The 20,762-nt window shown below is 27.1% G+C and carries 22 protein-coding genes and 4 tRNA genes; 14 read left to right on the forward strand and 12 right to left on the reverse strand.

The genetic code is table 11. From position 1 onward, the window contains the following. Positions 1 to 8 precede the first annotated feature (8 nt). Together DT059_RS07055 and DT059_RS07060 are read right to left on the reverse strand one after the other, a co-directional pair. Positions 9 to 82: transfer RNA gene (locus DT059_RS07055), tRNA-Gly, on the reverse strand. Between the two features lie 45 nt (positions 83 to 127). Next, positions 128 to 213, reverse strand: a tRNA-Tyr gene (locus tag DT059_RS07060). A gap of 129 nt (positions 214 to 342) precedes the next feature. Between DT059_RS07060 and rlmB the strand changes: the two genes are divergently transcribed. The 4 genes from rlmB to DT059_RS07080 all read left to right on the forward strand — a co-directional run bounded on the left by rlmB (position 343) and on the right by DT059_RS07080 (position 4,451). Beyond that, positions 343 to 1,086, forward strand: a complete 744-nt coding sequence (gene rlmB / locus DT059_RS07065) for a 23S rRNA (guanosine(2251)-2'-O)-methyltransferase RlmB (protein WP_145597951.1) — start codon at positions 343 to 345, stop codon at positions 1,084 to 1,086. A 33-nt stretch (positions 1,087 to 1,119) separates the two neighbouring features. Next, positions 1,120 to 1,195, forward strand: a tRNA-Thr gene (locus DT059_RS07070). Positions 1,196 to 1,327: 132 nt separating this feature from the next. After that, positions 1,328 to 2,068, forward strand: coding sequence for a glycosyltransferase (locus DT059_RS07075; protein WP_145597953.1), 741 nt, complete (start codon positions 1,328 to 1,330; stop codon positions 2,066 to 2,068). Then, positions 2,055 to 4,451: a hypothetical protein gene (locus DT059_RS07080; protein WP_145597956.1), complete on the forward strand. Its 2,397-nt coding sequence runs from the start codon at positions 2,055 to 2,057 to the stop codon at positions 4,449 to 4,451. The genes DT059_RS07075 and DT059_RS07080 overlap by 14 nt, the downstream gene beginning before the upstream one ends. Here DT059_RS07080 and DT059_RS07085 read toward each other — a convergent pair. From DT059_RS07085 to DT059_RS07100, 4 genes are all read right to left on the reverse strand, one after another. Continuing rightward, a complete protein-coding gene (locus DT059_RS07085; protein ID WP_145597958.1) occupies positions 4,419 to 5,687 on the reverse strand; it encodes a nucleotide sugar dehydrogenase in 1,269 nt (422 codons plus the stop codon). The two genes, DT059_RS07080 and DT059_RS07085, sit on opposite strands and share 33 nt — an antisense overlap. Positions 5,688 to 5,774: 87 nt before the next feature. Continuing rightward, complete coding sequence (locus DT059_RS07090) at positions 5,775 to 6,545, reverse strand: NAD kinase (RefSeq protein ID WP_145597960.1); 771 nt, start codon at positions 6,543 to 6,545, stop codon at positions 5,775 to 5,777. Between the two features lie 4 nt (positions 6,546 to 6,549). Next, positions 6,550 to 6,635, reverse strand: a tRNA-Leu gene (locus DT059_RS07095). Positions 6,636 to 6,755: 120 nt separating this feature from the next. Continuing rightward, positions 6,756 to 7,832, reverse strand: a complete 1,077-nt coding sequence (locus DT059_RS07100; protein ID WP_145597962.1) for a hypothetical protein — start codon at positions 7,830 to 7,832, stop codon at positions 6,756 to 6,758. A gap of 77 nt (positions 7,833 to 7,909) precedes the next feature. On the opposite strand from DT059_RS07100, the gene DT059_RS07105 reads away from it, so the two are divergent. Further along, positions 7,910 to 9,391: a hypothetical protein gene (locus DT059_RS07105; protein ID WP_145597964.1), complete on the forward strand. Its 1,482-nt coding sequence runs from the start codon at positions 7,910 to 7,912 to the stop codon at positions 9,389 to 9,391. 11 nt (positions 9,392 to 9,402) lie between these two features. Here DT059_RS07105 and DT059_RS07110 read toward each other — a convergent pair whose 3' ends face one another. Beyond that, positions 9,403 to 9,804, reverse strand: coding sequence for a gamma-glutamylcyclotransferase family protein (locus DT059_RS07110; RefSeq protein ID WP_145597966.1), 402 nt, complete (start codon positions 9,802 to 9,804; stop codon positions 9,403 to 9,405). Then, on the reverse strand, positions 9,804 to 10,553 hold the full coding sequence (locus tag DT059_RS07115; RefSeq protein WP_145597967.1) for a competence/damage-inducible protein A: 750 nt from the start codon (positions 10,551 to 10,553) through the stop codon (positions 9,804 to 9,806). The genes DT059_RS07110 and DT059_RS07115 overlap by 1 nt, the downstream gene beginning before the upstream one ends. A 20-nt stretch (positions 10,554 to 10,573) precedes the next feature. Here DT059_RS07115 and sfsA point away from each other — a divergent pair, with 20 nt between their 5' ends. Genes sfsA through grxD form a run of 9 tightly spaced genes read left to right on the forward strand, consistent with a single transcriptional unit; the run spans position 10,574 to position 17,794 of the window. Continuing rightward, on the forward strand, positions 10,574 to 11,272 hold the full coding sequence (gene sfsA / locus DT059_RS07120; protein WP_145597969.1) for a DNA/RNA nuclease SfsA: 699 nt from the start codon (positions 10,574 to 10,576) through the stop codon (positions 11,270 to 11,272). Beyond that, positions 11,265 to 12,035 (forward strand): type I methionyl aminopeptidase, encoded by a 771-nt coding sequence (gene map, locus DT059_RS07125; protein ID WP_145597971.1) that lies wholly within the window; start codon positions 11,265 to 11,267, stop codon positions 12,033 to 12,035. The genes sfsA and map overlap by 8 nt, the downstream gene beginning before the upstream one ends. 3 nt (positions 12,036 to 12,038) lie before the next feature. Continuing rightward, the gene (gene purB, locus DT059_RS07130) at positions 12,039 to 13,331 is read left to right on the forward strand and encodes an adenylosuccinate lyase (protein WP_145597972.1); all 1,293 of its coding nucleotides are present in this window, start codon (positions 12,039 to 12,041) and stop codon (positions 13,329 to 13,331) included. Then, entirely contained in the window at positions 13,331 to 14,116 is a 786-nt protein-coding gene (purC, locus tag DT059_RS07135; RefSeq protein ID WP_145597974.1) for a phosphoribosylaminoimidazolesuccinocarboxamide synthase, read from the forward strand. Before purB ends, purC begins: the two co-directional genes overlap by 1 nt. Next, positions 14,113 to 14,355: a phosphoribosylformylglycinamidine synthase subunit PurS gene (purS, locus tag DT059_RS07140; protein ID WP_023855120.1), complete on the forward strand. Its 243-nt coding sequence runs from the start codon at positions 14,113 to 14,115 to the stop codon at positions 14,353 to 14,355. The genes purC and purS overlap by 4 nt, the downstream gene beginning before the upstream one ends. Before the next feature lie 3 nt (positions 14,356 to 14,358). Continuing rightward, the gene (gene purQ / locus DT059_RS07145; RefSeq protein WP_145597976.1) at positions 14,359 to 15,042 is read left to right on the forward strand and encodes a phosphoribosylformylglycinamidine synthase I; all 684 of its coding nucleotides are present in this window, start codon (positions 14,359 to 14,361) and stop codon (positions 15,040 to 15,042) included. Further along, positions 15,039 to 17,231, forward strand: a complete 2,193-nt coding sequence (gene purL, locus DT059_RS07150) for a phosphoribosylformylglycinamidine synthase subunit PurL (protein ID WP_145597978.1) — start codon at positions 15,039 to 15,041, stop codon at positions 17,229 to 17,231. The genes purQ and purL overlap by 4 nt, the downstream gene beginning before the upstream one ends. Then, positions 17,231 to 17,461, forward strand: coding sequence for a BolA/IbaG family iron-sulfur metabolism protein (locus DT059_RS07155; RefSeq protein ID WP_075503726.1), 231 nt, complete (start codon positions 17,231 to 17,233; stop codon positions 17,459 to 17,461). Before purL ends, DT059_RS07155 begins: the two co-directional genes overlap by 1 nt. After that, complete coding sequence (gene grxD / locus DT059_RS07160; RefSeq protein ID WP_145597980.1) at positions 17,462 to 17,794, forward strand: Grx4 family monothiol glutaredoxin; 333 nt, start codon at positions 17,462 to 17,464, stop codon at positions 17,792 to 17,794. An 11-nt stretch (positions 17,795 to 17,805) separates the two neighbouring features. On the opposite strand, the gene DT059_RS07165 is transcribed toward grxD, so the two are convergent. Genes DT059_RS07165 through DT059_RS07180 form a run of 4 tightly spaced genes read right to left on the reverse strand, consistent with a single transcriptional unit; the run spans position 17,806 to position 20,760 of the window. Next, a complete protein-coding gene (locus DT059_RS07165) occupies positions 17,806 to 18,525 on the reverse strand; it encodes a hypothetical protein (protein WP_145597982.1) in 720 nt (239 codons plus the stop codon). Continuing rightward, positions 18,526 to 19,143, reverse strand: coding sequence for a 30S ribosomal protein S4 (gene rpsD, locus DT059_RS07170; protein WP_145597985.1), 618 nt, complete (start codon positions 19,141 to 19,143; stop codon positions 18,526 to 18,528). Positions 19,144 to 19,183: 40 nt separating this feature from the next. Then, a complete protein-coding gene (locus DT059_RS07175) occupies positions 19,184 to 19,897 on the reverse strand; it encodes an RNA methyltransferase (RefSeq protein WP_145597987.1) in 714 nt (237 codons plus the stop codon). Continuing rightward, entirely contained in the window at positions 19,897 to 20,760 is an 864-nt protein-coding gene (locus DT059_RS07180) for an urea carboxylase-associated family protein (RefSeq protein ID WP_145597988.1), read from the reverse strand. The genes DT059_RS07175 and DT059_RS07180 overlap by 1 nt, the downstream gene beginning before the upstream one ends. Between the last annotated feature and the right edge of the window lie 2 nt (positions 20,761 to 20,762).

A 20,762-nucleotide genomic window follows, 5' to 3' on the forward strand; every position in this document is an offset into this window, starting at 1 on the left:
TATTTTCTTGGAGCGGGTAAAGGGAATCGAACCCTTACATCCAGCTTGGAAGGCTAGCGTTCTACCATTGAACTACACCCGCACAACCCCAAGAGTAACACTCCATGTTATCTAAATTTTTATTAAATGGTGGAGGGGGAAAGATTCGAACTTTCGAAGACCGAAGTCAACGGGTTTACAGCCCGCCCCATTTGACCGCTCTGGAACCCCTCCTTTGGGGAAGTGTCCCCTTGTTCAATAAAGCTTCAAATAACAAGCGTTTTATATATTTTATTTATGCAAATGCAACACGTGATTTAATAGGAAAATATTAAAAAAACCGTATAAAACAGATACTAATTTATGAATAAATCGTCATTTTTCATTGTTGGTCAACACGCAGTTATTGAGGCTCTTAGAAATCCTAAAAGAAAAGTTTTAAGAGTATTTTTAACAGAGGAGTCTAAAAAAAATATTCATAGAAAAAACCCAAATAAAAATATTTTAGAAGATGTCAAAGTTTATTTTAAATCTAAAAAAGAATTAGACAAATATACATCTAAAGAACAGTTGATGCATAATGGATATGTTGCTGAAATTGAGCATTTAGATCAATTAGATATTAAACAATTTATTAAAGGGAAAAATAATTTAACATTTGTCTGTCTTGATGAAGTTACAGATCCAAGAAATATTGGTTCATTGATAAGAAGTGCTGCATCGTTTGATATTGATGGATTGATAATTAAAGAAAGACATTTTCCAAGAGATAGTAAATTAATGTATAAATCAGCAAGTGGTTGCATGGAACATGTAAATATATTTCAAGTATCAAATATTAACTCCACATTAAAAAATTTAAGAGAAAAAAATTTCTGGGTTTATGGTTTTGATTCAAAAGGCAAAAAAGATTTTACAGACATAAAATGGGAAGGAAATAATATCCTCCTATTTGGATCTGAGGGATTTGGAATGAGACAGCACACAGGTAAATATGCAGATTTTTTTGTAAAAATTAATATTAATGATGATATTGAAAGTTTAAACATCTCAAATAGTGCTGCAATTGCGTTTCATCACCTTAGCTATATAAAAAAAAAGAGTTGATTATTTAACAAATAGTTAATAATTATTGCGCATGCCCTTGTAGCTCAGCTGGTAGAGCAATTGATTTGTAATCAATAGGTCCGCGGTTCGAATCCGTGCGGGGGCACCACTAAAATCTCATTTATTTTCAATAAATTGAAATTTTTCTTAAATTTTTTTAAAATAAAAATCGTTTATTAATGTGGTAGTAAATAATTCTAAATAAATTAAGTTAAAAATTAAATTAATAATTAATGATAAAATGCTGAATAAAAAAAATTCAAAAAAATATGATATCTGTTTAGTAATACCCACGCTTAACGAAGAGGAAAATATCTTAGATTTAAAGTTGGCTTTAGATAATAATTTAAATGAAGACAGATATTTTATTTGTTTTATAGACGATAGCCCAAATAATCTTACCAAAAATAAAATTAAATCACATTTTAACAAAAAAAATTTTGAGATAATTCATTGTGGAAAAAAAGATAGATGTGAAGCAGTCAAAGTTGGTCTTAAATGGTCCTATAAAAATATTAAATCAAATTTTTTTATCGAGATGGATGCAGATCTATCTCATAGTCCCAAAGATATTAAAAAAAAATTAAATATAATTATGTCGGGCAAATATAATTTAATTATTTTTTCAAAATATCTCAAAAAATCAAAACATTTTAGTAGAGATAAGGATCGAGTATTAATAAGTTTTGTTGTTTCAAAAATTTGTAATATTTTATTTAACAAAAAAATTAAAGATTATAGTAACGCATTTAGGGTTTATGATAGAAAAGCTATATCAATCCTAATGCAAAAAAAAATTTCTTACATTGCTCCTTTAGAAAACTTGAATATCCTTCTGTTTTTAATGGATAAAATAAAGATAAAAGAAGTAGCTTCTAGTTACAAAGGAAGAATAGAAGGAATTAGTTCAATCAATTTTAAACAATATCTTAAGTTTTCTATATTATTTATAAAGTTAGTTTTATTTTATGTTACAAAATAAAGTTCTAGTCTTTCTAATAGCATTACTTTTTACATTAATATTCTTTAATGGACTTTTTCTAGGGCAAAACTTTTTTGTTGATGAAGACCCTTTCAGCATGATGATGTATTCGTCATCTTCAGTTCATAATGGAGGTTGGAATGCAAATGCAATATTTGGAGTATCAACTTTATATGGCGATCCCGGCACTACACAATATTACTCATTATTTGGAATTATTGAGAGTTTGCTCAATAAAGTAAATTTTTATGATGCTGTAATTTTTTATAATTGCTCAATAATAGTTCTTTATTCACTTTCAATTACCTCTATTTTTTATTTCTTAAAATATTTTGCTCCTCAATCTAACGATGTGATTGCATTAATTTTATCTTTTTTATTTCTATTTGGCAGTAGTAGATATGATTTACAATTTCAAAGACATTGGCTACTTATAGGTTTTGGGTTTCCAACATATATAATGTGCTTAAATGAATATTTTTTAACTAATAAAAGAAAATATTTTTTTTATACGACTTTAATTTTTTTTGTTGTATTACATTTTGGAAGTATCCCAGCACTACAGAATGTTTTAATAGCAGGTTTTTTATTTTTAATAGTAAAATTTTTTACTGAAAAAAAATTATATATTAAAGAATATTTAAAAATTAATTTTTTATCGTTAGTGACTTTACTACTAATTGGTTCATGGATTTGGTTCCCATTGTTAAATGAAATTATTCAAACACAATATACAAGAGCTGAATCTTACAGTAACTTTGATTATGTAAACCCAAATTTTGATCATGATCTTCTAAGGCAAGTTTTTTTTATACTATTTGGGCCTATTCTACCGCTAAACCTTCTTCTACCTACTGGTGGAATAAATATTTCCACAGGAGGATATTCAAATATAAATTTTATTTTTAATCTTATATTTTTAATTTTTTTGTACCAAAAAAAAAATGACAGATATAAAGATATTTATATTTTTTTTATTATATATTTAACGTTCGTCATAATTAATTATTGTTTTCCTGTAATACAAGGTGTTTTAATGCATTTAATCGGCACTTATAAATTTGAAAAAGTAAATCAAGAGATTTTTATTTTACAAATATGTGTAATCAACATGGTTCTAAATTCTGATTTTAAAGATAATTTAAATTTAATTTTAAAAAAAATAATTGTTAAAATTTATTTAATAATTTTATCAATAATAACAATAGTGCCCCTCATAATAAATATTATAAATATTTTTAATTTTTCTCTAAAGGAAATGATAAATAATTTTTTAATTCTTCTTCAACCCAAAATTTATCATTATCCACCAGACGTAGTAATAAAAGCTTTAGTTGAAACTTATAAAAGATATGAAATGTCTCTAGGCTTCAACAGTCTTCTTTATTTTTTTCTTTCTCTATTAATAATTTATTTAATTATTAATTATAAAAAAAGTGTTCTTTTTCAAAACAAAATTTTTCTAAGTTTTGTTTTCTTATTAGTGCATTATTTATTATCATTACACTTTTATCCACTAAGTTTGTCAGAAAGATTTTGGGATAAAGAAAAGTTAAGCGAATTTGAGACTTATGACAGATTTTTTAATGTTGAAATTTCTAAAAGAGATAAATTTTATAATGGTCAATTTGAAATTTTAGATGAATGGATTAGTGGTAAACCAATAACAAACCCTTATCACGGCCATAGAGAAGCTCCTGGTGTTAATTTTAGCGGGTTAACTAGTTTTTACCCTAAAGATGAAGCTGAAATGATCATCAATAATTCAAACATTACAAAATTAAGAGACTTAGTTAGAGGAAATGTAAATTTCTTAGAAACCACCTTGTTTAAAAATTCCTCTATTAAATATATTATATCAAACGATGTAATAGAGAAACCATCTTTTAAATTATCTTTATTAGAAACATATAAAACTAAATTAATATATCTTTATGAAGAAGCATTGCCTTTATATTATGTGGTTAACAATTTGAAATATACTGATTATGAAAAAATTAAGTTAATTACGAATGGTACAATTTTTTTAGAGAATGGAAAATATTCATTTAATGAAGATAATTTTAAAGATAGAAAAAATAATATCAAATTATTAAATTTTAAAGATAATGAATTTACATTTAGAACTGATAGTAAAAAAGTTAATATTTTATTTATAAATAAATCTTTCCATAAAAACTGGTCTCTAACTTCAGATAAATATATTACCAAAAGTTTCGAATGTAATTATTTTAAGAATTGTTTTTTAATTGACCCTGGAACTTATGATTTTAAAATAACATTTAAAAATAACTTAAATTATGGATCATATTTATCAATAATAACAATTGTGATTTTTTTATATCTTTTTTTAAGATTTAGGGCCAATACCTATAGAGATTAATTTAATATTTTCGTTTTTTTCAACGATTCTCCAAGGATCTATTACAATTGAACCTTTACAAAATTTAAAATTTTTAAAAATTTTGTGCATAGTTCCTATAAAATATAACTGAGGCACACTATCCCACTCATATTTTTCTTTGGCTTTATTAATATCCATTAGATCAACCCAAGGATCCCACATTGTCACCATAATACCTTTTTCTTCTAAAATATTTTTTAATAATATTGAAGGGCTCCCCGTAACAATGTTGGTTTCTGGTTTAAATGATTTGCCCAAAATATTTACTTTCATATTGTCTTTATTTTTAATAATTAAATCCGCAAACCATTCTGTTTGTTTTTCACGCTGTATCATTATGTTGTCATACCAATTATATGATAAATTTAATTTTTTAGCTAAATAGCTAAGCGCTATATTATCTCTGGGATGACATCCTCCACCGTCTCCCATACCTCCCTTTAAATATTTTCTGCTAATAATCCTATTAGTACAAAGAGCAAGAGCTTCGGTTACATCATCAACATTTGTATTAGGCAGATAATTACAAGTTTCCATAACTGTATTGATCATTGAAATTTTAGTTGATATGAAAGTATTGTAAACAACCTTAATTAATTCAGCATTTTCGATAGTTGTTCTATAAAAAGGAGTTTTGTTAATAGTCTTATAAAATTCCTCAGCTTTCTTAGCAGCACCTTCATCATCAACACCAAAAAGAATAATTTCACTGTTTAAAAAATCATCAATGGTAGTGCCCATTGCTATAAAAAATGGATTGTAGCAAAGTTTTAAATGGGAGCCCAGAATGGGCTTTATATGTCTCGATATTGTTCCAGGTAAGACAGTGGAAATAATAATAACAGTTTTATCATTTCCCTGTTTTTCAATTTCTTCATTAAGATCTTTTATACCTTTTACTAAATATTCATAATTAAAATCAGCACGTTCTGAGGGTATTCTTGTAACACCTTCATACTTATCTTCATGGGGAGTTTGGATTGGAACAAAAATTATATCACTTTCTTCAACAATTTTATCTAAGGATTTTAATTGAAGTTTAGATGACTTCAATAATTCTTCAGCGCTTTCTTCCCTATAATTAAGTGTTTTAGATCTAATATTATTCAAAGTAATATCGTTAATATCAGTTCCTATAACTTCATGGCCCTTACTTTCAATAGCAAGAGCAACAGGGAGTCCAAGTTTACCTAATCCTATAAATCCGATTTTCATATTTTTTAATAGATATTTTATTTATACAATTTGTCAAAAGATATATTTAGAATAAATTTAGTTAAAATACAAATTTACAAATAAATACTAACTAGTTTCTTTTCTAATTTGTTCTATTTTAATTTTTTTATTTAAACTTCGATTTTTGTCATAAAGAAGATTAAATTTTATTTTGTTACTAATCTTAACTTCAATTGATTTAGCATTTCTTACCTCTAAATTATCAGCGACTGCACTTATTGGTCTTTTTGAAGGATTTAAATTTTTTATTACAATTTTTGACTTATCTTTTACAATTTTTCCTTTCCATCTTCTTGGTCTAAAAGCACTAATCGGCGATATTGATAATTTTTTAGAATGTAAACTTAATATTGGTCCGTGGACCGATAGATTATAAGCTGTGCTACCAGCGGGTGTTGAAACTAAAACACCATCAGAAACTAATTTTTTTATAATTTGTCTAGATCCTTGTTTTATTGACAAGAAGGCAGCCTGTCTGCTTTGTCTGAGTACAGAAACTTCATTAATTGCTATTGATCTTTTTATTTGATTCTTTTTATTTTTAACAATCATTTCTAGAGGAGAAATTGAGACTGAATTTGCATTGAATATATTCCTTATAATATCTTTTGATGAAAATTTATTCATAAGAAATCCATAATTTCCAGAATTGATCCCATAAAAATGTTTGTTAGAATTTTTATTCCTTTTTAATGTTTGAAGCATAAAACCATCACCACCAATAACAATGATAAGATTTTCTTTTTTAAATTGATAAGATTTAATTTTTTTTAATAATAGGTTTTTAATCTTTGAAGATTTTTTATTTTTATCTGAAATAACTTGAAGTTTACTCATTTAGTGGTGCCCTCGGCCAGACTCGAACTGGCACTCCGCAAGCGGCAAGGATTTTAAGTCCTTTGTGTCTACCAATTTCACCACGAGGGCATTTGTGAATTTCATGAGTATTTATGCTAATATTTATAATTGAACAAGACTAATAAGTAAAATTTATTTAATTTTCTTATTTTAAGGAATTATGTGTAAATTTATAAAGTATTTAATATATTATTTATAAAACAAATCTCTTACCTGATTTTTAAATATTTTTTTTTCTTGGTATAATTTTTTTCTATAATTTTCAAAAAAAACAAGCTCAGAGTTAAAATTATTAAAAATTTTAACTATTTTGTTGCTTATAAGAAGTAAATTTCTATTTTTTTCTTGATATTTGTAATCTTCATTTATTGTTACTGCTTGATTATAAAAAGCACTTCCCTCTTTATTGGTTATAATGCAATTCTTTAAAATAGCTGCCTCTCTAGGTAAATGATCTACACCTGGGTGAAAACCAAAATCCATGTAAATTTTACTTACAGATAACATTTTAATCAATTCTTTAGTCGTATAATTTTTTAGGGGTACAAATTTTATAAATGGATTTTTTTTAATTATTTTATTCATAAAAGAGGAGCTTTTTACAGGGTTGTAACAAACAATATTTTTTTTATCATCTAATGAAATGTTTTTGGCTGCTTCAAAAAATTCATCTGTAATATAATCACAAAGCAATTTTGATTTAATATTTTTACTTTCTAAAATTTTTTTTTGATAAATTGATTGAGACAAGTTTAAATTAATTCCTTTGATATTAAGTACATTTTTAAAAGAAAATTTTAAATAAATTATTTTTAAATACTTTGCATAACTTAAATTACCAAAATAATTATTTGATAATATGTGGAATAATTTAATTAAATTTAATGGTAGTTTTATTAATGATCTTAGTAATTTAGGAAATCTATTATTAAAAAATGTAATAAAAAAATAGTCTAAACTTAACCACCAAAGAACTTTTTGAATATGATGAAATTTTTTTGATATTTGAATATTGCTGCTTGTCTCTCCAAATATTAAAACGTTTTTTTCGTTATCAGCTATTTTTTTAGTATATGGAACATCATAAATTTTATAATTTTCGTGAACTGGATCTGTGTGTTCAATTGGAAAATAATACATAAATACTTTTTTACCCAAATTATGCAGTTCATAGGCGAGTTGATGTAGATCTTTAGGTCCTCCTGTATGAGAACAAGCAGGAGCAACAATATAAAAAATCGTGTCCTCTGAAATTTTTAAACTCATAAATTAAATTTAATTATTATATTTTTATTATAAGTAATATGTAGTAAATATAATTAATATAATGTTTTAATTTATTTATGAAAGATTACCATCAAGTTCAAAGGGACAGAATTAAATATCACATACAACCATTTAAAAATACTGTACATAGATCATCCTTAATTGCACCAAGTATGGATGGTGCTGATACATGGATAAGTTTTATTAATCATTTTTTACTTAAAAGAGGCTATAAATCAGTCGCTCTTAAACTTAGTGCAATTGATAAAAAAGGTAATTTACTAGATACAAAAACAATACAGGTTGAGAAACCTAAGGTTTACTGTTTAAATCTTTCACTTATTTTTCGAGATTTTAATGTTAAAAATTATTTGATAGATTTCTTTTCTGAAAAAAATCTATTTATTCCTTTTCCTGCTGTTATTGTCAGTCATCTAGGTAATGATTTTTGTAATGTAGTTCACTCTTATAATAGAATACTAAATGATCCATTTGAAAATGATCAAATAAACAAAACACAAGTTTTAGAATCATCTATCGATTTAAAAATAGATAATACATTTGATACTTTTTTTAATTTATCCACAGGTATTTCAGAATTAAAAAATGAAAATGTTTTTATCAATTATGAAAAAAATAAATTAAAGATTAAAAAAAAATTAAAAGTTTCTGTTCCACGTTTATCTTATAAATCTTTTTATTTATCAAAAATTTTACCTGGTAAACTGGATGGTGGAGTAGTTAAGATAAAACAACCAATGCAAAATATGTTTTATGGAAGATTATTGTCTGGTCAAATGAATAAAAATACAAAAGCTTTTAGCGCTAATCACTCTTATTATGTATCTTCAAATAAAAAAGAATACTTTAATTCCTCTGAAAGTTATAAAACGTATCCATACTTTAATGATTTTACAAATAAAATTTCTATGTATCCAATTTTTAGTCCATGCAAATTAAATGTAAGTATTAAAATTTTTGGAGAAAAATCAACATATATAAGTCCAGTAAAGAAAATTACCTCATCTTCCTCTGATGCTTTAATTATCAACATAAATGAACTTGTAAAAAAATCAAAACTTCAAAATGTTACTGCATTTACAGTAATTGTGAAGGCAATAAAAAGTAAAATTCCAACACGAGTGAATCATCAACTTATCTATGGTGGTATAGAGAAAAAAAATTCTTTAAATAGCTCTATAGCTGTATCCCTAGCCAATGATGACAGATTTATACCAAAAAATAAAAAAGGTTTTGTTTGGGGTCAAATGATAAATCACAAAGATTATAATAGTAAGTTAGGCTTTTGCTTCTATTCACCCAAAGGAAATAAAGATAAAATAAAAATAGATTTTTATAATTCAAAGGGATTTATAAAAACAATTAAAAAAGATTTATATCCAAAAAAATCAATAATAATTTCAACTAATCAAATTATTAAAGAAAAAGATTTCGATTTTTATTGGTACATCGCAAAATGTAACAGAAATGACTTAAGCGCCTATTCTGTTCATTTTAATAAACACTCACAAAATTCATCAGGAGAACATAATTTTTGAAAATAAAATATTTATATTTTTAAAGCTTTAATAAGAAATTTTTTATCTAGTTTGCAATCCAAATATCCTCTTTTGACTACATTTAGATATCTCTCAGTTGGAAATTTGAATGGTGTTTTTTTTACCATTGTATAGGTCATCACTTTTTTTCCGTGATAATTAAAATAGTATTTTTTATAAAGAATTGGAAAATCTTCATATACATCTAATTTTTTTTCATCACTTTTAGAAATTTCAAATAATGCACCTGGAACAATAGAATTTTTTTTAGGCTCTATGTCTGCAGCCCTATATTTGCTTCTAAATGTTAATCTAAAATCTTTTAAATTTATTTTTTTCAAAAAAATACTGTCTTTACATCTACGTTTCATTTGAAAATGATTAAGATTACTTCCATAAGCAAAATACAGCATTATCTATCTACTACCTCAATTTTTTTCTCATTTACAAATTTTAAAATTTGAGAATTACAATTATCTATTTTATTTTGATCTTCTGATCTTATTACTATAGAAACACCTAATTTACCTGCATGAAAAAAGGGATAGCTTCCAATTTCAACATCTTTATTATCATTTTGAACTTTTGTTAAAGAGTTAGCTATTTCACTTTCAACAGTTCTTAAGCTAATAGTAAGACTTTTAATTGGTTCGCCCCCTACTATGCTATTAGTTAAACCACCTAACATTGATTTTAAAATAGATGGTACGCCCGGCAATGAAAATACGTTTTTAACATTAAATCCTGGTGCACCACTTGTTGGATTTAAAATTAATTTTGCATTCTCTGGCATCCATGCCATCTTTTGTCTACCTTCATTAAATTCACCGGGTTGATAATAAGCTTCTAGGATTTTAAAAGCCTCTTTATGAATCTCATATTTAATTCCAAATGCTTTTGAAACTGATTGAGCGGTAATATCGTCATGAGTAGGTCCAATACCACCAGTTGTAAAAACATAATCGTATGTTGATCTAAGTAAGTTTAAAGTTTTAACAATAGTTTCTTCATCATCGGGTATTACTCTAACTTCTGCAACATTTACTCCAATTGAATTGAGCCAAATAGCTAAGGTTGATGTATTTGTGTCTTGAGTTCTGCCAGATAAAATTTCATTACCAATAATTAAAATCGATGCATTAACTTTTACTTTTTTATCCATATGAAATATATAATTTACTAATGGAATTTACCAAGTCTTTAATAAAAGGCAAACTAATCAAACGTTATAAAAGGTTTTTTACTGACGTGAAGCTAGGTAAAGATATTGTCACAGCTCACTGCCCTAACACAGGATCAATGAAAGGTTTGCTAGATGAAGGTAATGAAGTTTATTTGCGTCCTAATAACGATCCAAAACGAAAACTTAAATATGGATTAGAAATTATTAAATCTAGAAAAAATTTAGTTGGGGTGAATACTCACATGGCAAATAGAATAGTTGAGCATGGACTTAATAACAATCTTATAAATGAACTTAAATATAATGACTCTTTAAAATCAGAGGTTTTTTTTAATAAGGAAACTAGATTTGATTTTTTATTAGAAAAAAAGGATCAAAAAATCTTTGTTGAGGTAAAAAATGTTACATTATTTAGAAATAAAGATACTGCTGAATTTCCAGATGCGCCAACAACTAGAGGAATTAAGCATTTATTAACCCTTATTGATGCCATAAAAAAAAGTTATAAAACATACTTAATATTTTTGGTTCAAATTCAAAATATGAAATATTTTAAAATAGCTAAAGATATAGATGAAGAATATTACAACGCCTACCTAAAAGCCAAAAAAGCTGGTGTTAATTTTTTGGCTTATAGATGTGATATAAGTTCTAAGAAAATTTTTATAGATAAAAAATTAAAAATTATAGATGACTGATTATAAAGAAAAATTTGAAAAAATGAGAGTTGCTGGAAGACTGGCTGCAAGAACTCTAGATATGTTAACTGAAAATATCAAAGTAGGTGTTTCTACAGATTATATTGATAAGTTAGGGTATGAGTTTATTAGAGATAATGGAGGTTATTCAGCTCCACTATATTACAGGGGATTTACAAAATCTTTATGTACGTCTTTAAATCATGTTGTATGTCACGGAATACCATCTGATAGAATTTTACAAGAAGGTGATGCAATTAATGTAGATGTAACTGCAATTGTAGATGGGCACTATGGGGATACAAGTAGAATGTTTTGTGTTGGAAAAACTCCGGTTAAGTTAAACAATCTTATAGATGCTACTTATGAATCTATGATGAGAGCTATTAAAATTTTAAAACCTGGAATTAAATTAGGAGATATTGGTTATGAAATTCAATCATTTGTAGAAGAAAAAGGATTTTCAGTTGTTAGAGACTTTTGTGGTCACGGAATAAGCACAACATTTCATGAGCCACCAAATATTTTACACTACGGTAAAAAAAATACAGGCATGGAATTAAGACCTGGTATGACATTTACTATAGAACCTATGATAAATGCAGGTAAATATGATGTAAAAATGTTGAATGATGGCTGGACAGCTGTTACAAAAGATAAATCTTTATCTGCACAATTTGAACATACATTAGGAATTACTGAAAATGGTTATGAAATCTTTACAGAATCTGCTAAAGGTTATTCAAAGCCTCCATACTTATAATTAATGATTAAAAGATACTCGCGAAAAGAATTAACTGATATTTGGTCAGAGGAAAATAAATATAAAATCTGGTTAAATGTAGAAGTTGCAGCTGCTGAGGCAATGGAAAAACTTGGACAAATTCCAAGAGGTGTTGCTTCAATTGTAAGAAAAAAAGCTAGAATTAATGTAGATAGAATTCACAAAATCGAATCTGAGGTAAAACACGATGTAATAGCTTTTCTAACTTCTGTTACTGAAAAAGCTGGAATTAAAGCTAGATACCTTCATCAGGGTATGACATCATCTGATGTTTTAGATACTAGTTTTAATATTCAATTGGTCCAATCAGGTAAAATCATTTTAAAAGATATTGATCAAATTTTAAAAGTTATAAAAAGACAAGCCAAAAAATATAAATTTACACCTTGTATGGGAAGAAGCCACGGTATCCATGCTGAGCCAATTACTTTTGGGCTAAAATTGGCTTCGTTCTATGAGGAATTTAAAAGAAATAGAAAAAGACTAAAAGATGCTATTGAGGAAGTATCAACTTGTGCAATTTCTGGTGCTGTTGGTACATTTGCCAACATTAATCCAAAAGTTGAAAAACATGTTGCCAAAAAATTAGGTCTTAAAGTTGAGCCAATATCTACACAGGTAATCCCAAGAGACAGACATGCATTTTATTTCTCTGTTTTAGGAATTATTGCAGGTTCAATAGAGAGAATAGCAGTTGAAATAAGACATCTTCAAAGAACTGAAGTTTATGAACTACAAGAATATTTCTCTAAAAATCAAAAAGGATCCTCCGCTATGCCTCATAAAAAAAATCCTATATTAAGTGAGAATCTTACTGGTTTAGCTAGAATGGTTAGAAGTTCAGTTGTGCCAGCACTTGAAAATATTGCTCTTTGGCATGAAAGAGATATTTCTCATTCAAGTGTTGAAAGAAATATCGGGCCAGATGCTAATATAACAACTGATTTTGCATTGGTCAGACTTACAAATATTTTAGATAATATGGTTATTTATCCTAAAAAAATGCTTGAAAACCTAAATTTAACAAAAGGTTTAATTTTCTCTCAAGAAGTTATGTTGGAATTAACTAAAACAGGATTAAGCAGAGAAAAATCTTATAGATTAGTTCAATCTTATGCAAAAAAATGTTTTGCAGAAAATTTAAACTTAATTGACGTCATATCATCTGATAAATTTATAATGAGCAAAATTTCTCCAAAAAAACTAAAATCTATATTTAATTATTCTAAACACTTTAAAAATGTAAATTTTATCTTTAGAAGAGTTTTTAAATAATGAAAAAAGGTAAAAAATTGTACGAAGGAAAAGCTAAAATCATTTATGCAACAAATGATAAAAACTTAGTTATCCAATATTTTAAAGATGATGCAACTGCATTCAATAATCAAAAAAAAACTACTATTGAAGGCAAAGGTGTTTTAAATAATAGAATATCTGAGCATATACTCTCTAACCTTTCTCAAATAGGAATTAAAAATCATTTAGTAAAAAGATTAAATATGCGTGAGCAAATTATAAAGCTTGTAGAAATAATTCCGATCGAATTCATTGTGAGAAATGTTGCAACAGGCTCAATTACTAAAAGATTGGGTATTGAAGACGGTACTGTTTTAAAAGAACCTCTGATTGAATACTGCTTAAAAGATGACAAGCTTGGAGATCCATTAATATCTGAAGAACATATTTTAGCTTTTGATTGGGCATCAAAAACAGAAATAGATAAAGTTAAAAAAATGATTTTAAGAATTAATGATTTCATGATTGGGATGTTTAGAGGTGTTGGAATTAAACTTATAGATTTTAAATTAGAATTTGGAAGAATTAAAATTGATGGAAAAAATGAAGTTATTTTAGCAGATGAAATTAGTCCTGACACTTGTAGGTTATGGGACAGTATTACAGAAAAAAAGTTAGATAAAGATCGATTTAGAAAAGATCTAGGTGATTTAATTCCAGCCTACACTGAGGTTGCTAAAAGATTAGGTATACTTCATGAACAATCTAATGTTTCAGCTGTAAACGTAACAAAATTATCTTCAGTTAAAAGAAAGAAAAAATGAAAATTTCAGTAATAATAACTTTAAAAAAAGATGTTCTTGATCCACAAGGAAAAGTTATTCATCAAACTTTAGATGGAATGGGTTTTGATGATGTTAATGAAGTTAGACAAGGTAAATACTTTGAAATTGACACTAAAGAAACAGATAACGATAAAGCAAAAGCAAAAGTTGAAGAAATGTGTAAAAAACTTTTGGCAAATCTTGTAATTGAAAATTATAAAATTATTGATCCAAAGTAATTAATGAAATCAGCAGTTATTACTTTTCCTGGTTCAAATTGCGACAGAGACATGGATGTTGCTCTAAAAAAATTTGGATTTAAAAATAAAATGGTTTGGCATGCTGATGCTGAATTGCCAAAAAGTGATTTAGTTGTATTGCCAGGTGGATTTTCATATGGTGATTACTTGAGATGCGGAAGTATGGCATCTAAATCAAAAATAATGCAGTCTGTAATTAATTTTGCAAATTCAGGTGGTATGGTTATGGGTATATGTAATGGATTTCAAATATTGGTAGAAACTGGTTTAGTTCCAGGTGTTTTGCTTAGAAACAAATATTTAGAATTTATTTGTAAAAATGTTTTTGTAAAAATTAAAGATAAAAAAAATAAATATTTTAAAAATGTTGATAAAGAAGTTTTTGAATTTCATATAGCTCATAATGAAGGAAATTATTTTTGTACCAATGATCAATTAAAAGAAATTGAAGATAATAATCAAATAGCTATTAACTATTGTGATGAAAATGGAAGAATAGAAGATCAGTTTAATCCTAATGGGTCTATAAAAAATATTGCCGGTATATTTAATAAAGAAAAAAATGTTCTAGGAATGATGCCCCACCCTGAAAGAATGATTGATACATCTTTATCTGGTGAGGATGGATCATTATTTTTTAAAAACTTAATAAGCAACTTAAAATGATTGTAAACGAGCAAGTAGCAGTTGATCATGGTTTAAAGAAAGATGAATACGCTAAAATTTGTGAACTATTAAAGAGAACTCCTAACATCACAGAGCTAGGTATTTTTTCTGCAATGTGGAATGAACATTGTTCTTATAAATCATCAAGATTACACCTAAAAAAACTACCTACTAAAGGAAAGAAAGTTATTCAAGGTCCTGGAGAAAATGCTGGTGTTATCGATATTGAGGATAATGATGCTATAGTTTTTAAAATAGAAAGTCACAATCACCCTTCATTTATTGAACCATACCAAGGTGCTGCTACCGGTGTTGGAGGAATAATGAGAGATGTATTTACAATGGGCGCAAGACCAATAGCTAACTTAAACTCTATTCATTTTGGATCACCACAACATAAAAAAACGAAAAATTTATTAAGAGGTGTTGTTCATGGAATAGGTGGTTATGGAAATTGTATGGGTGTTCCTACAATTGCTGGCCAAACAAGTTTTGATAGCTCGTATAATGGAAATATTTTGGTTAACGCTATGACATTAGGATTGGTAAAAAAAGATAAGATTTTTTACTCTAAAGCTGCAGGATTAAATAAACCAGTAATTTATGTTGGATCTAAAACTGGTAGAGACGGAATACATGGGGCAAGTATGGCTTCAGCTAGTTTTGATGAAAAAATAGAAGAAAAAAAACCAACAGTTCAAGTTGGTGATCCATTTACTGAAAAACTATTACTTGAGGCTTGTTTAGAGTTAATGGCAGGAGACTCAATTATAGCTATACAGGATATGGGTGCTGCTGGTTTAACATCATCAAGTATTGAAATGGCATCTAAAGGAAACCTTGGAATTGAAATCAATTTAAATAAAGTGCCATGTAGAGAAACTAAAATGACACCTTACGAAATTATGCTCTCTGAGAGCCAAGAAAGAATGTTGATTGTTCTAGAAAACGGCAAAGAAGAACAGGCAAAAAAAATATTTGATAAATGGAACTTAGATTTTGCAGTGATTGGAAAAACTACTAAATCTAAAAAAATAGAACTTTATTTTGATAAAAAAAAAGTTGCTGACATTCCTGTTAATACCTTGGTTGAAAACTCTCCTATGTACGATCGAAAATGGAAAAAAGCAAAACTTCCTAAAAAAAATAAGATTAAAAAGGAAGATATTAAACATTTAAAAATTATTGATGTATTAAAAAAAATTTTAGCAAATCCTAACGTGTGTAGCAAAGAGTGGATTTGGCAACAGTATGATCATACTGTCATGGGCGATACAATACAAAAACCTGGTGGGGATGCTGGTGTTGTAAGAGTTCATGGAACGGATAAAGCTGTAGCTGCTTCTGTAGATTCTTCTGCAGTTTATTGTTGGGCCCACCCTTTAACTGGTGGAAAGCAAGTAGTTTGTGAAAGTTTTAGAAATCTTATATCTGTTGGTGCAAAACCAATTGCTATCACTAATTGTCTAAATTTTGGAAGTCCTGAAAATGATGAAAATATGGGTGAGTTTGTTGAATGCGTTCAAGGTATAGGTGAAGCTAGTGAATACCTTAGGTTTCCTGTCGTTTCTGGAAATGTATCTTTTTATAACCAAACAAAAGACCAAGGTATAAAGCCTACACCTGCAATTGGTGGAGTTGGCTTGATCAAAAATTATAAGAATATGATTACAATGGATTTCAAAGAAGTTGACAATTTAGTTTTGGTTATAGGAAAAACTGAGGGTCACATTGATCAAAGTTTATTTGCAAGAAATATTTTAGATGAAAAAAATGGACCACCACCCGAGGTAAATCTATTTAACGAAAAAAATAATGGTGAAACATTGCTGAAATTGATTGATAATAATTTAATAAAAAGTGCGCATGATGTTTCCTTAGGTGGCATAATTACTTCAGTAGCGAAAATGTGTATTAAAGGAAAAAAGGGAATAAATATTAAAAAACCTAAATATTTAATTAACGAAATAGAATACTTGTTTGCTGAAGACCAAGGCAGATATATTATAGAAATAAACAAAAAAGATTTTAAAAAAGTAGCTGATATATTGCTTAAAAATGCAGTCCATTTCGATGAACTTGGTACAATTAATGAAAATGAACTATATATTAATGATAAGACAAAAGTTACAATTGACGAATTATCAACTTCAAATAAAAGTTGGCTTGCAAATTATATGAGTAAATAATGGCAATGGATTTAAAAGAAATTGAGAATTTTATAAAAGAGGCAATGCCAGATGCAATTGTTGAAATACAAGATTTGGCAGGTGATGGAAATCATTATTCCGCAACTGTTACCTCATCACAATTTTCTGGAAAAAGTAAAATTGAGCAACATAAAATGGTTTACAACTCATTAAAAGGTAGAATGGGTAATGAACTGCATGCATTAGCAATTAAAACAAAGGAGAGCTAAATGGATCAACAAATAAATGATTTAATAAAAAATGAAATTGAAAACAATGAAGTATGTTTGTTTATGAAAGGCACACCTGACGCTCCTCAATGTGGATTTTCAATGGCTACTTCAAATATTTTAAAAATACTAGAAGTAAACTTTAAAGGTATAAATGTTTTAGAAAATCAAAATTTAAGAGAGGGTATTAAAATTTTTAGTGACTGGCCTACTATACCTCAATTATACATTAAAAACGAATTCATAGGTGGTTGTGATATAGTTAAAGAAATGTACGAAAACGGTGAATTAAAAAAATTGTTAGAAGAAAAAGGTATAAATTTTAAAAACTAAAAAGATTAAAATTATTTTTTTCTAAGAAAAGCTATATCAGATATTTTGCTTTTACCTTTGTAGCAAAAAATTTTAGATTTACGTAATTCTCTAATTGTTTCTTCATTTAAAATTTTAGATTTAATTTTTTTATTCTTATTTAACTTATCTATCAATTTATCTAAAGTAAGCTCATTAACATTCTTATTTCTTTTAAAATAATTTGAAAATTTATAATCCTCAATAATATAATAACCTGAATTTGTTAAATATTTATAAAAATAATTTAATGAAAATAATTGATCACTTAACAAGTGTGAACCATCATCAATAATTATATGAAATTTATTAACTGAAAAATTTTGACTAATTTTTTTAATAAATTTGCTTAACATTTTTTCATTTGAAGAGTCTAATCCAAAATAATTAATTTTTTTTGACTTATAAACAACCAATGTTAAATTTACATCAATACAAAAAACTCTGCTTTTTTTAAAATAATGAATAAAAGATGCAGCAGATGCCCCTCCTGCAGCACCTATTTCTAAAATATTTATTTTCTTATTTTTTATTCCGTTTAAGTGTCTTGTATAAAATTTTGAGAAATTATGAGATTTTGATGATTTATCAGTACCATAATTTATAAAAAGATTATCTAAACCTATTTTTTTTTTAAATTTATCATTGTCTACATTTATTTTTTTTTTAAAAAAAAAAATAGTATTACGCTTAAATATGCTAAAAAAATTCAATTATCTTGAGTAATATTCAATAACTAGATTGGGCTCCATTACTATTGGGTATGGAACTTCTTCAAACTTAGGTACTCTGACAAACTTAAGTTTCTTATTTTTCTCATCCATTTGAATGTATTCTGGAGCTTCTCTTTCTTTATTTGCTAAGGCTATATCGATGATTGCAAGTTGTTTAGATTTATCCCTTATCTCAATTGAATCTTCCTCTCTAACCAAATAGCTCCCAATGTTCACTTTTTTACCATTTACTTTCACATGACCGTGATTAATTAATTGTCTAGCTGAAAAAATTGTTGTTGCAAATTTTGCTCTGTAGATCACAGCATCTAATCTTCTCTCAAGAAGACCAATTAAGTTTTCACCAGTGTCGCCTTTGAGCATTACTGCTTTTTTATAAATATTTCTAAATTGTCTCTCGTTAATGTTACCATAATAGGCTTTTAATTTTTGTTTAGCTTGAAGCTGTATCCCATAATCAGATGGCTTTGATGTTTTTGTTTGACCGTGTTGTCCTGGTCCATAAGCTCTAGTATTAAAAGGACTCTTTGGTCTTCCCCATAGGTTAACTTTTAGTCTTCTATCTACTTTATGTTTAGAGTTTAATCTTTTTGTCATTTAATAATGGGCTTTATAAACTTACTCATCATTTTGTCAATCAACGTTTTTTACCTAAACTTGCAAATACACCTGATAAAATACGTGTTTCTTTGATTGATAATTCCATCCTATAAAAAATATTCCTCAAGTTTTCAAGCATTATTGGCTTTTTCTCTTTTGATTTAAAAAAATTAATCTCTTCAAGATTCTGTATACAAAGATTTGCCATAGCAACTATTTCTTTTTTAGATGCTGATTTAACTTTATTTGATTTCTTAAAGGAAGATACTTTTGAATTAATTATGCTTGATACATATTGTGCAATTATTATTAAGCTATGAGATAAATTTAACGATTTAAAATCAGGGTTAGTTGGAATTTGAAGAGTATAATTGGCATAGCTTATTTCATTATTTGATAGACCAGATGCTTCTGAGCCAAATAAAAAAGCTATTTTCTTTTTATAATTTATTTTTTTTAAATCTTCTAATTGGATATGTTTAATATTTTTATTTCTAAATCGCGCTGATGTTGCAATTACAATATCGATATTTTTTAAAGGTTTTTCTAAATTTTCAAAATTTTTTGCCTTATTAATTATATTTTTTGCTCCTACTGAGGTTGCTAAAATTTTATCATTGGGAAATATTGGTTTAGGATTAATAACAATCAGTTTATTAAAATTAAAATTTTTCATTCCTCTTGCACATGCTCCTATATTTTCTGAGAGCTGAGGTTTGTGTAAAATGAAAGAAATATTATTAACAGACATTAATCTATGCCATGATTTCTATTATAATTGGAAATAACAGATGGTTTAATATCATTTAGATATTGTGGATCCACTGTCCAAATAGAAACTTTTAGTGGATAACATTTTGCAACATCAGATGAATGTTCAGATCCACAATCACCACCTGGACAAGCTGAAAGAGCACCCAACAAATCTGTTTCAGCAAAAAATTCTAAATAATCACCAGGTCTTACAGGGCTTGCTTTCATAAAGTATTGTTTAGTATCATTGGTAAATCCAGTTAACATAAAAACATTTAATACATCATGAACTATTTTTTCAGCATGATCTAATTGAATATTTTTTTCTTTTACCAAAGCTCTTGTTAAATTTGAATGACAACAATAATGATAATCGTTATCGCTCAACAGTTTTGATGTATACGGATCACATCTAGTACCAATTACATCATGAACCGATCCTCCATCTTTATCATAACCATACCAATCTAAAGTATCCCAAGTTATTGTTGCTAAAGATCTAAGATAAGGAAAACTACTAAACATTTTATCTCCAACAGAAAGATGAGTACCATAGAGTGCTCTTGTTTTTCCTGAGTAAAATTTTTCTTCTAAATTATTTAAATTAAATAAATTTAAATCACCTACCTGAGGTCCCTCTACACTTTCAATTCTAAAAAACTCACCAAATTTAACTTCGAACGTTTTTGCATCTCTTGGAGATATTATAACTTCCTCTTTTTTAACCAAGTGTTGTCGAGCGGAATGTAAAATACTTAAATTTTTTTCTTCAATATTAGTATTCGGGTAACAAACTATTGGTTTGGCTCCTATTCTATCTTTTAGATCAGATGGTTTTTCTGAAAATTTTTTAATTTTCATTC

The sequence above is a fragment of the Candidatus Pelagibacter sp. FZCC0015 genome (assembly GCF_007833635.1).
Classification (GTDB): domain Bacteria; phylum Pseudomonadota; class Alphaproteobacteria; order Pelagibacterales; family Pelagibacteraceae; genus Pelagibacter.

Excerpts from the sequence above, each read along its gene's own strand:
- purC (WP_145597974.1), top strand. The coding sequence starts at position 13,331 with ATGAAAAAAGGTAAAAAATTGTACGAAGGAAAAGCTAAAATCATTTAT.
- DT059_RS07155 (WP_075503726.1), top strand. The coding sequence starts at position 17,231 with ATGGCAATGGATTTAAAAGAAATTGAGAATTTTATAAAAGAGGCAATG.
- DT059_RS07110 (WP_145597966.1), bottom strand. The coding sequence starts at position 9,804 with ATGCTGTATTTTGCTTATGGAAGTAATCTTAATCATTTTCAAATGAAA.
- map (WP_145597971.1), top strand. The coding sequence starts at position 11,265 with ATGACTGATTATAAAGAAAAATTTGAAAAAATGAGAGTTGCTGGAAGA.
- DT059_RS07080 (WP_145597956.1), top strand. The coding sequence starts at position 2,055 with ATGTTACAAAATAAAGTTCTAGTCTTTCTAATAGCATTACTTTTTACA.
- rpsD (WP_145597985.1), bottom strand. The coding sequence starts at position 19,143 with ATGACAAAAAGATTAAACTCTAAACATAAAGTAGATAGAAGACTAAAA.
- purB (WP_145597972.1), top strand. The coding sequence starts at position 12,039 with ATGATTAAAAGATACTCGCGAAAAGAATTAACTGATATTTGGTCAGAG.
- rlmB (WP_145597951.1), top strand. The coding sequence starts at position 343 with ATGAATAAATCGTCATTTTTCATTGTTGGTCAACACGCAGTTATTGAG.
- DT059_RS07085 (WP_145597958.1), bottom strand. The coding sequence starts at position 5,687 with ATGAAAATCGGATTTATAGGATTAGGTAAACTTGGACTCCCTGTTGCT.
- purQ (WP_145597976.1), top strand. The coding sequence starts at position 14,359 with ATGAAATCAGCAGTTATTACTTTTCCTGGTTCAAATTGCGACAGAGAC.
- DT059_RS07175 (WP_145597987.1), bottom strand. The coding sequence starts at position 19,897 with ATGTCTGTTAATAATATTTCTTTCATTTTACACAAACCTCAGCTCTCA.
- sfsA (WP_145597969.1), top strand. The coding sequence starts at position 10,574 with ATGGAATTTACCAAGTCTTTAATAAAAGGCAAACTAATCAAACGTTAT.
- purS (WP_023855120.1), top strand. The coding sequence starts at position 14,113 with ATGAAAATTTCAGTAATAATAACTTTAAAAAAAGATGTTCTTGATCCA.
- DT059_RS07180 (WP_145597988.1), bottom strand. The coding sequence starts at position 20,760 with ATGAAAATTAAAAAATTTTCAGAAAAACCATCTGATCTAAAAGATAGA.
- DT059_RS07105 (WP_145597964.1), top strand. The coding sequence starts at position 7,910 with ATGAAAGATTACCATCAAGTTCAAAGGGACAGAATTAAATATCACATA.
- DT059_RS07090 (WP_145597960.1), bottom strand. The coding sequence starts at position 6,545 with ATGAGTAAACTTCAAGTTATTTCAGATAAAAATAAAAAATCTTCAAAG.
- grxD (WP_145597980.1), top strand. The coding sequence starts at position 17,462 with ATGGATCAACAAATAAATGATTTAATAAAAAATGAAATTGAAAACAAT.
- purL (WP_145597978.1), top strand. The coding sequence starts at position 15,039 with ATGATTGTAAACGAGCAAGTAGCAGTTGATCATGGTTTAAAGAAAGAT.
- DT059_RS07115 (WP_145597967.1), bottom strand. The coding sequence starts at position 10,553 with ATGGATAAAAAAGTAAAAGTTAATGCATCGATTTTAATTATTGGTAAT.
- DT059_RS07075 (WP_145597953.1), top strand. The coding sequence starts at position 1,328 with ATGCTGAATAAAAAAAATTCAAAAAAATATGATATCTGTTTAGTAATA.
- DT059_RS07100 (WP_145597962.1), bottom strand. The coding sequence starts at position 7,832 with ATGAGTTTAAAAATTTCAGAGGACACGATTTTTTATATTGTTGCTCCT.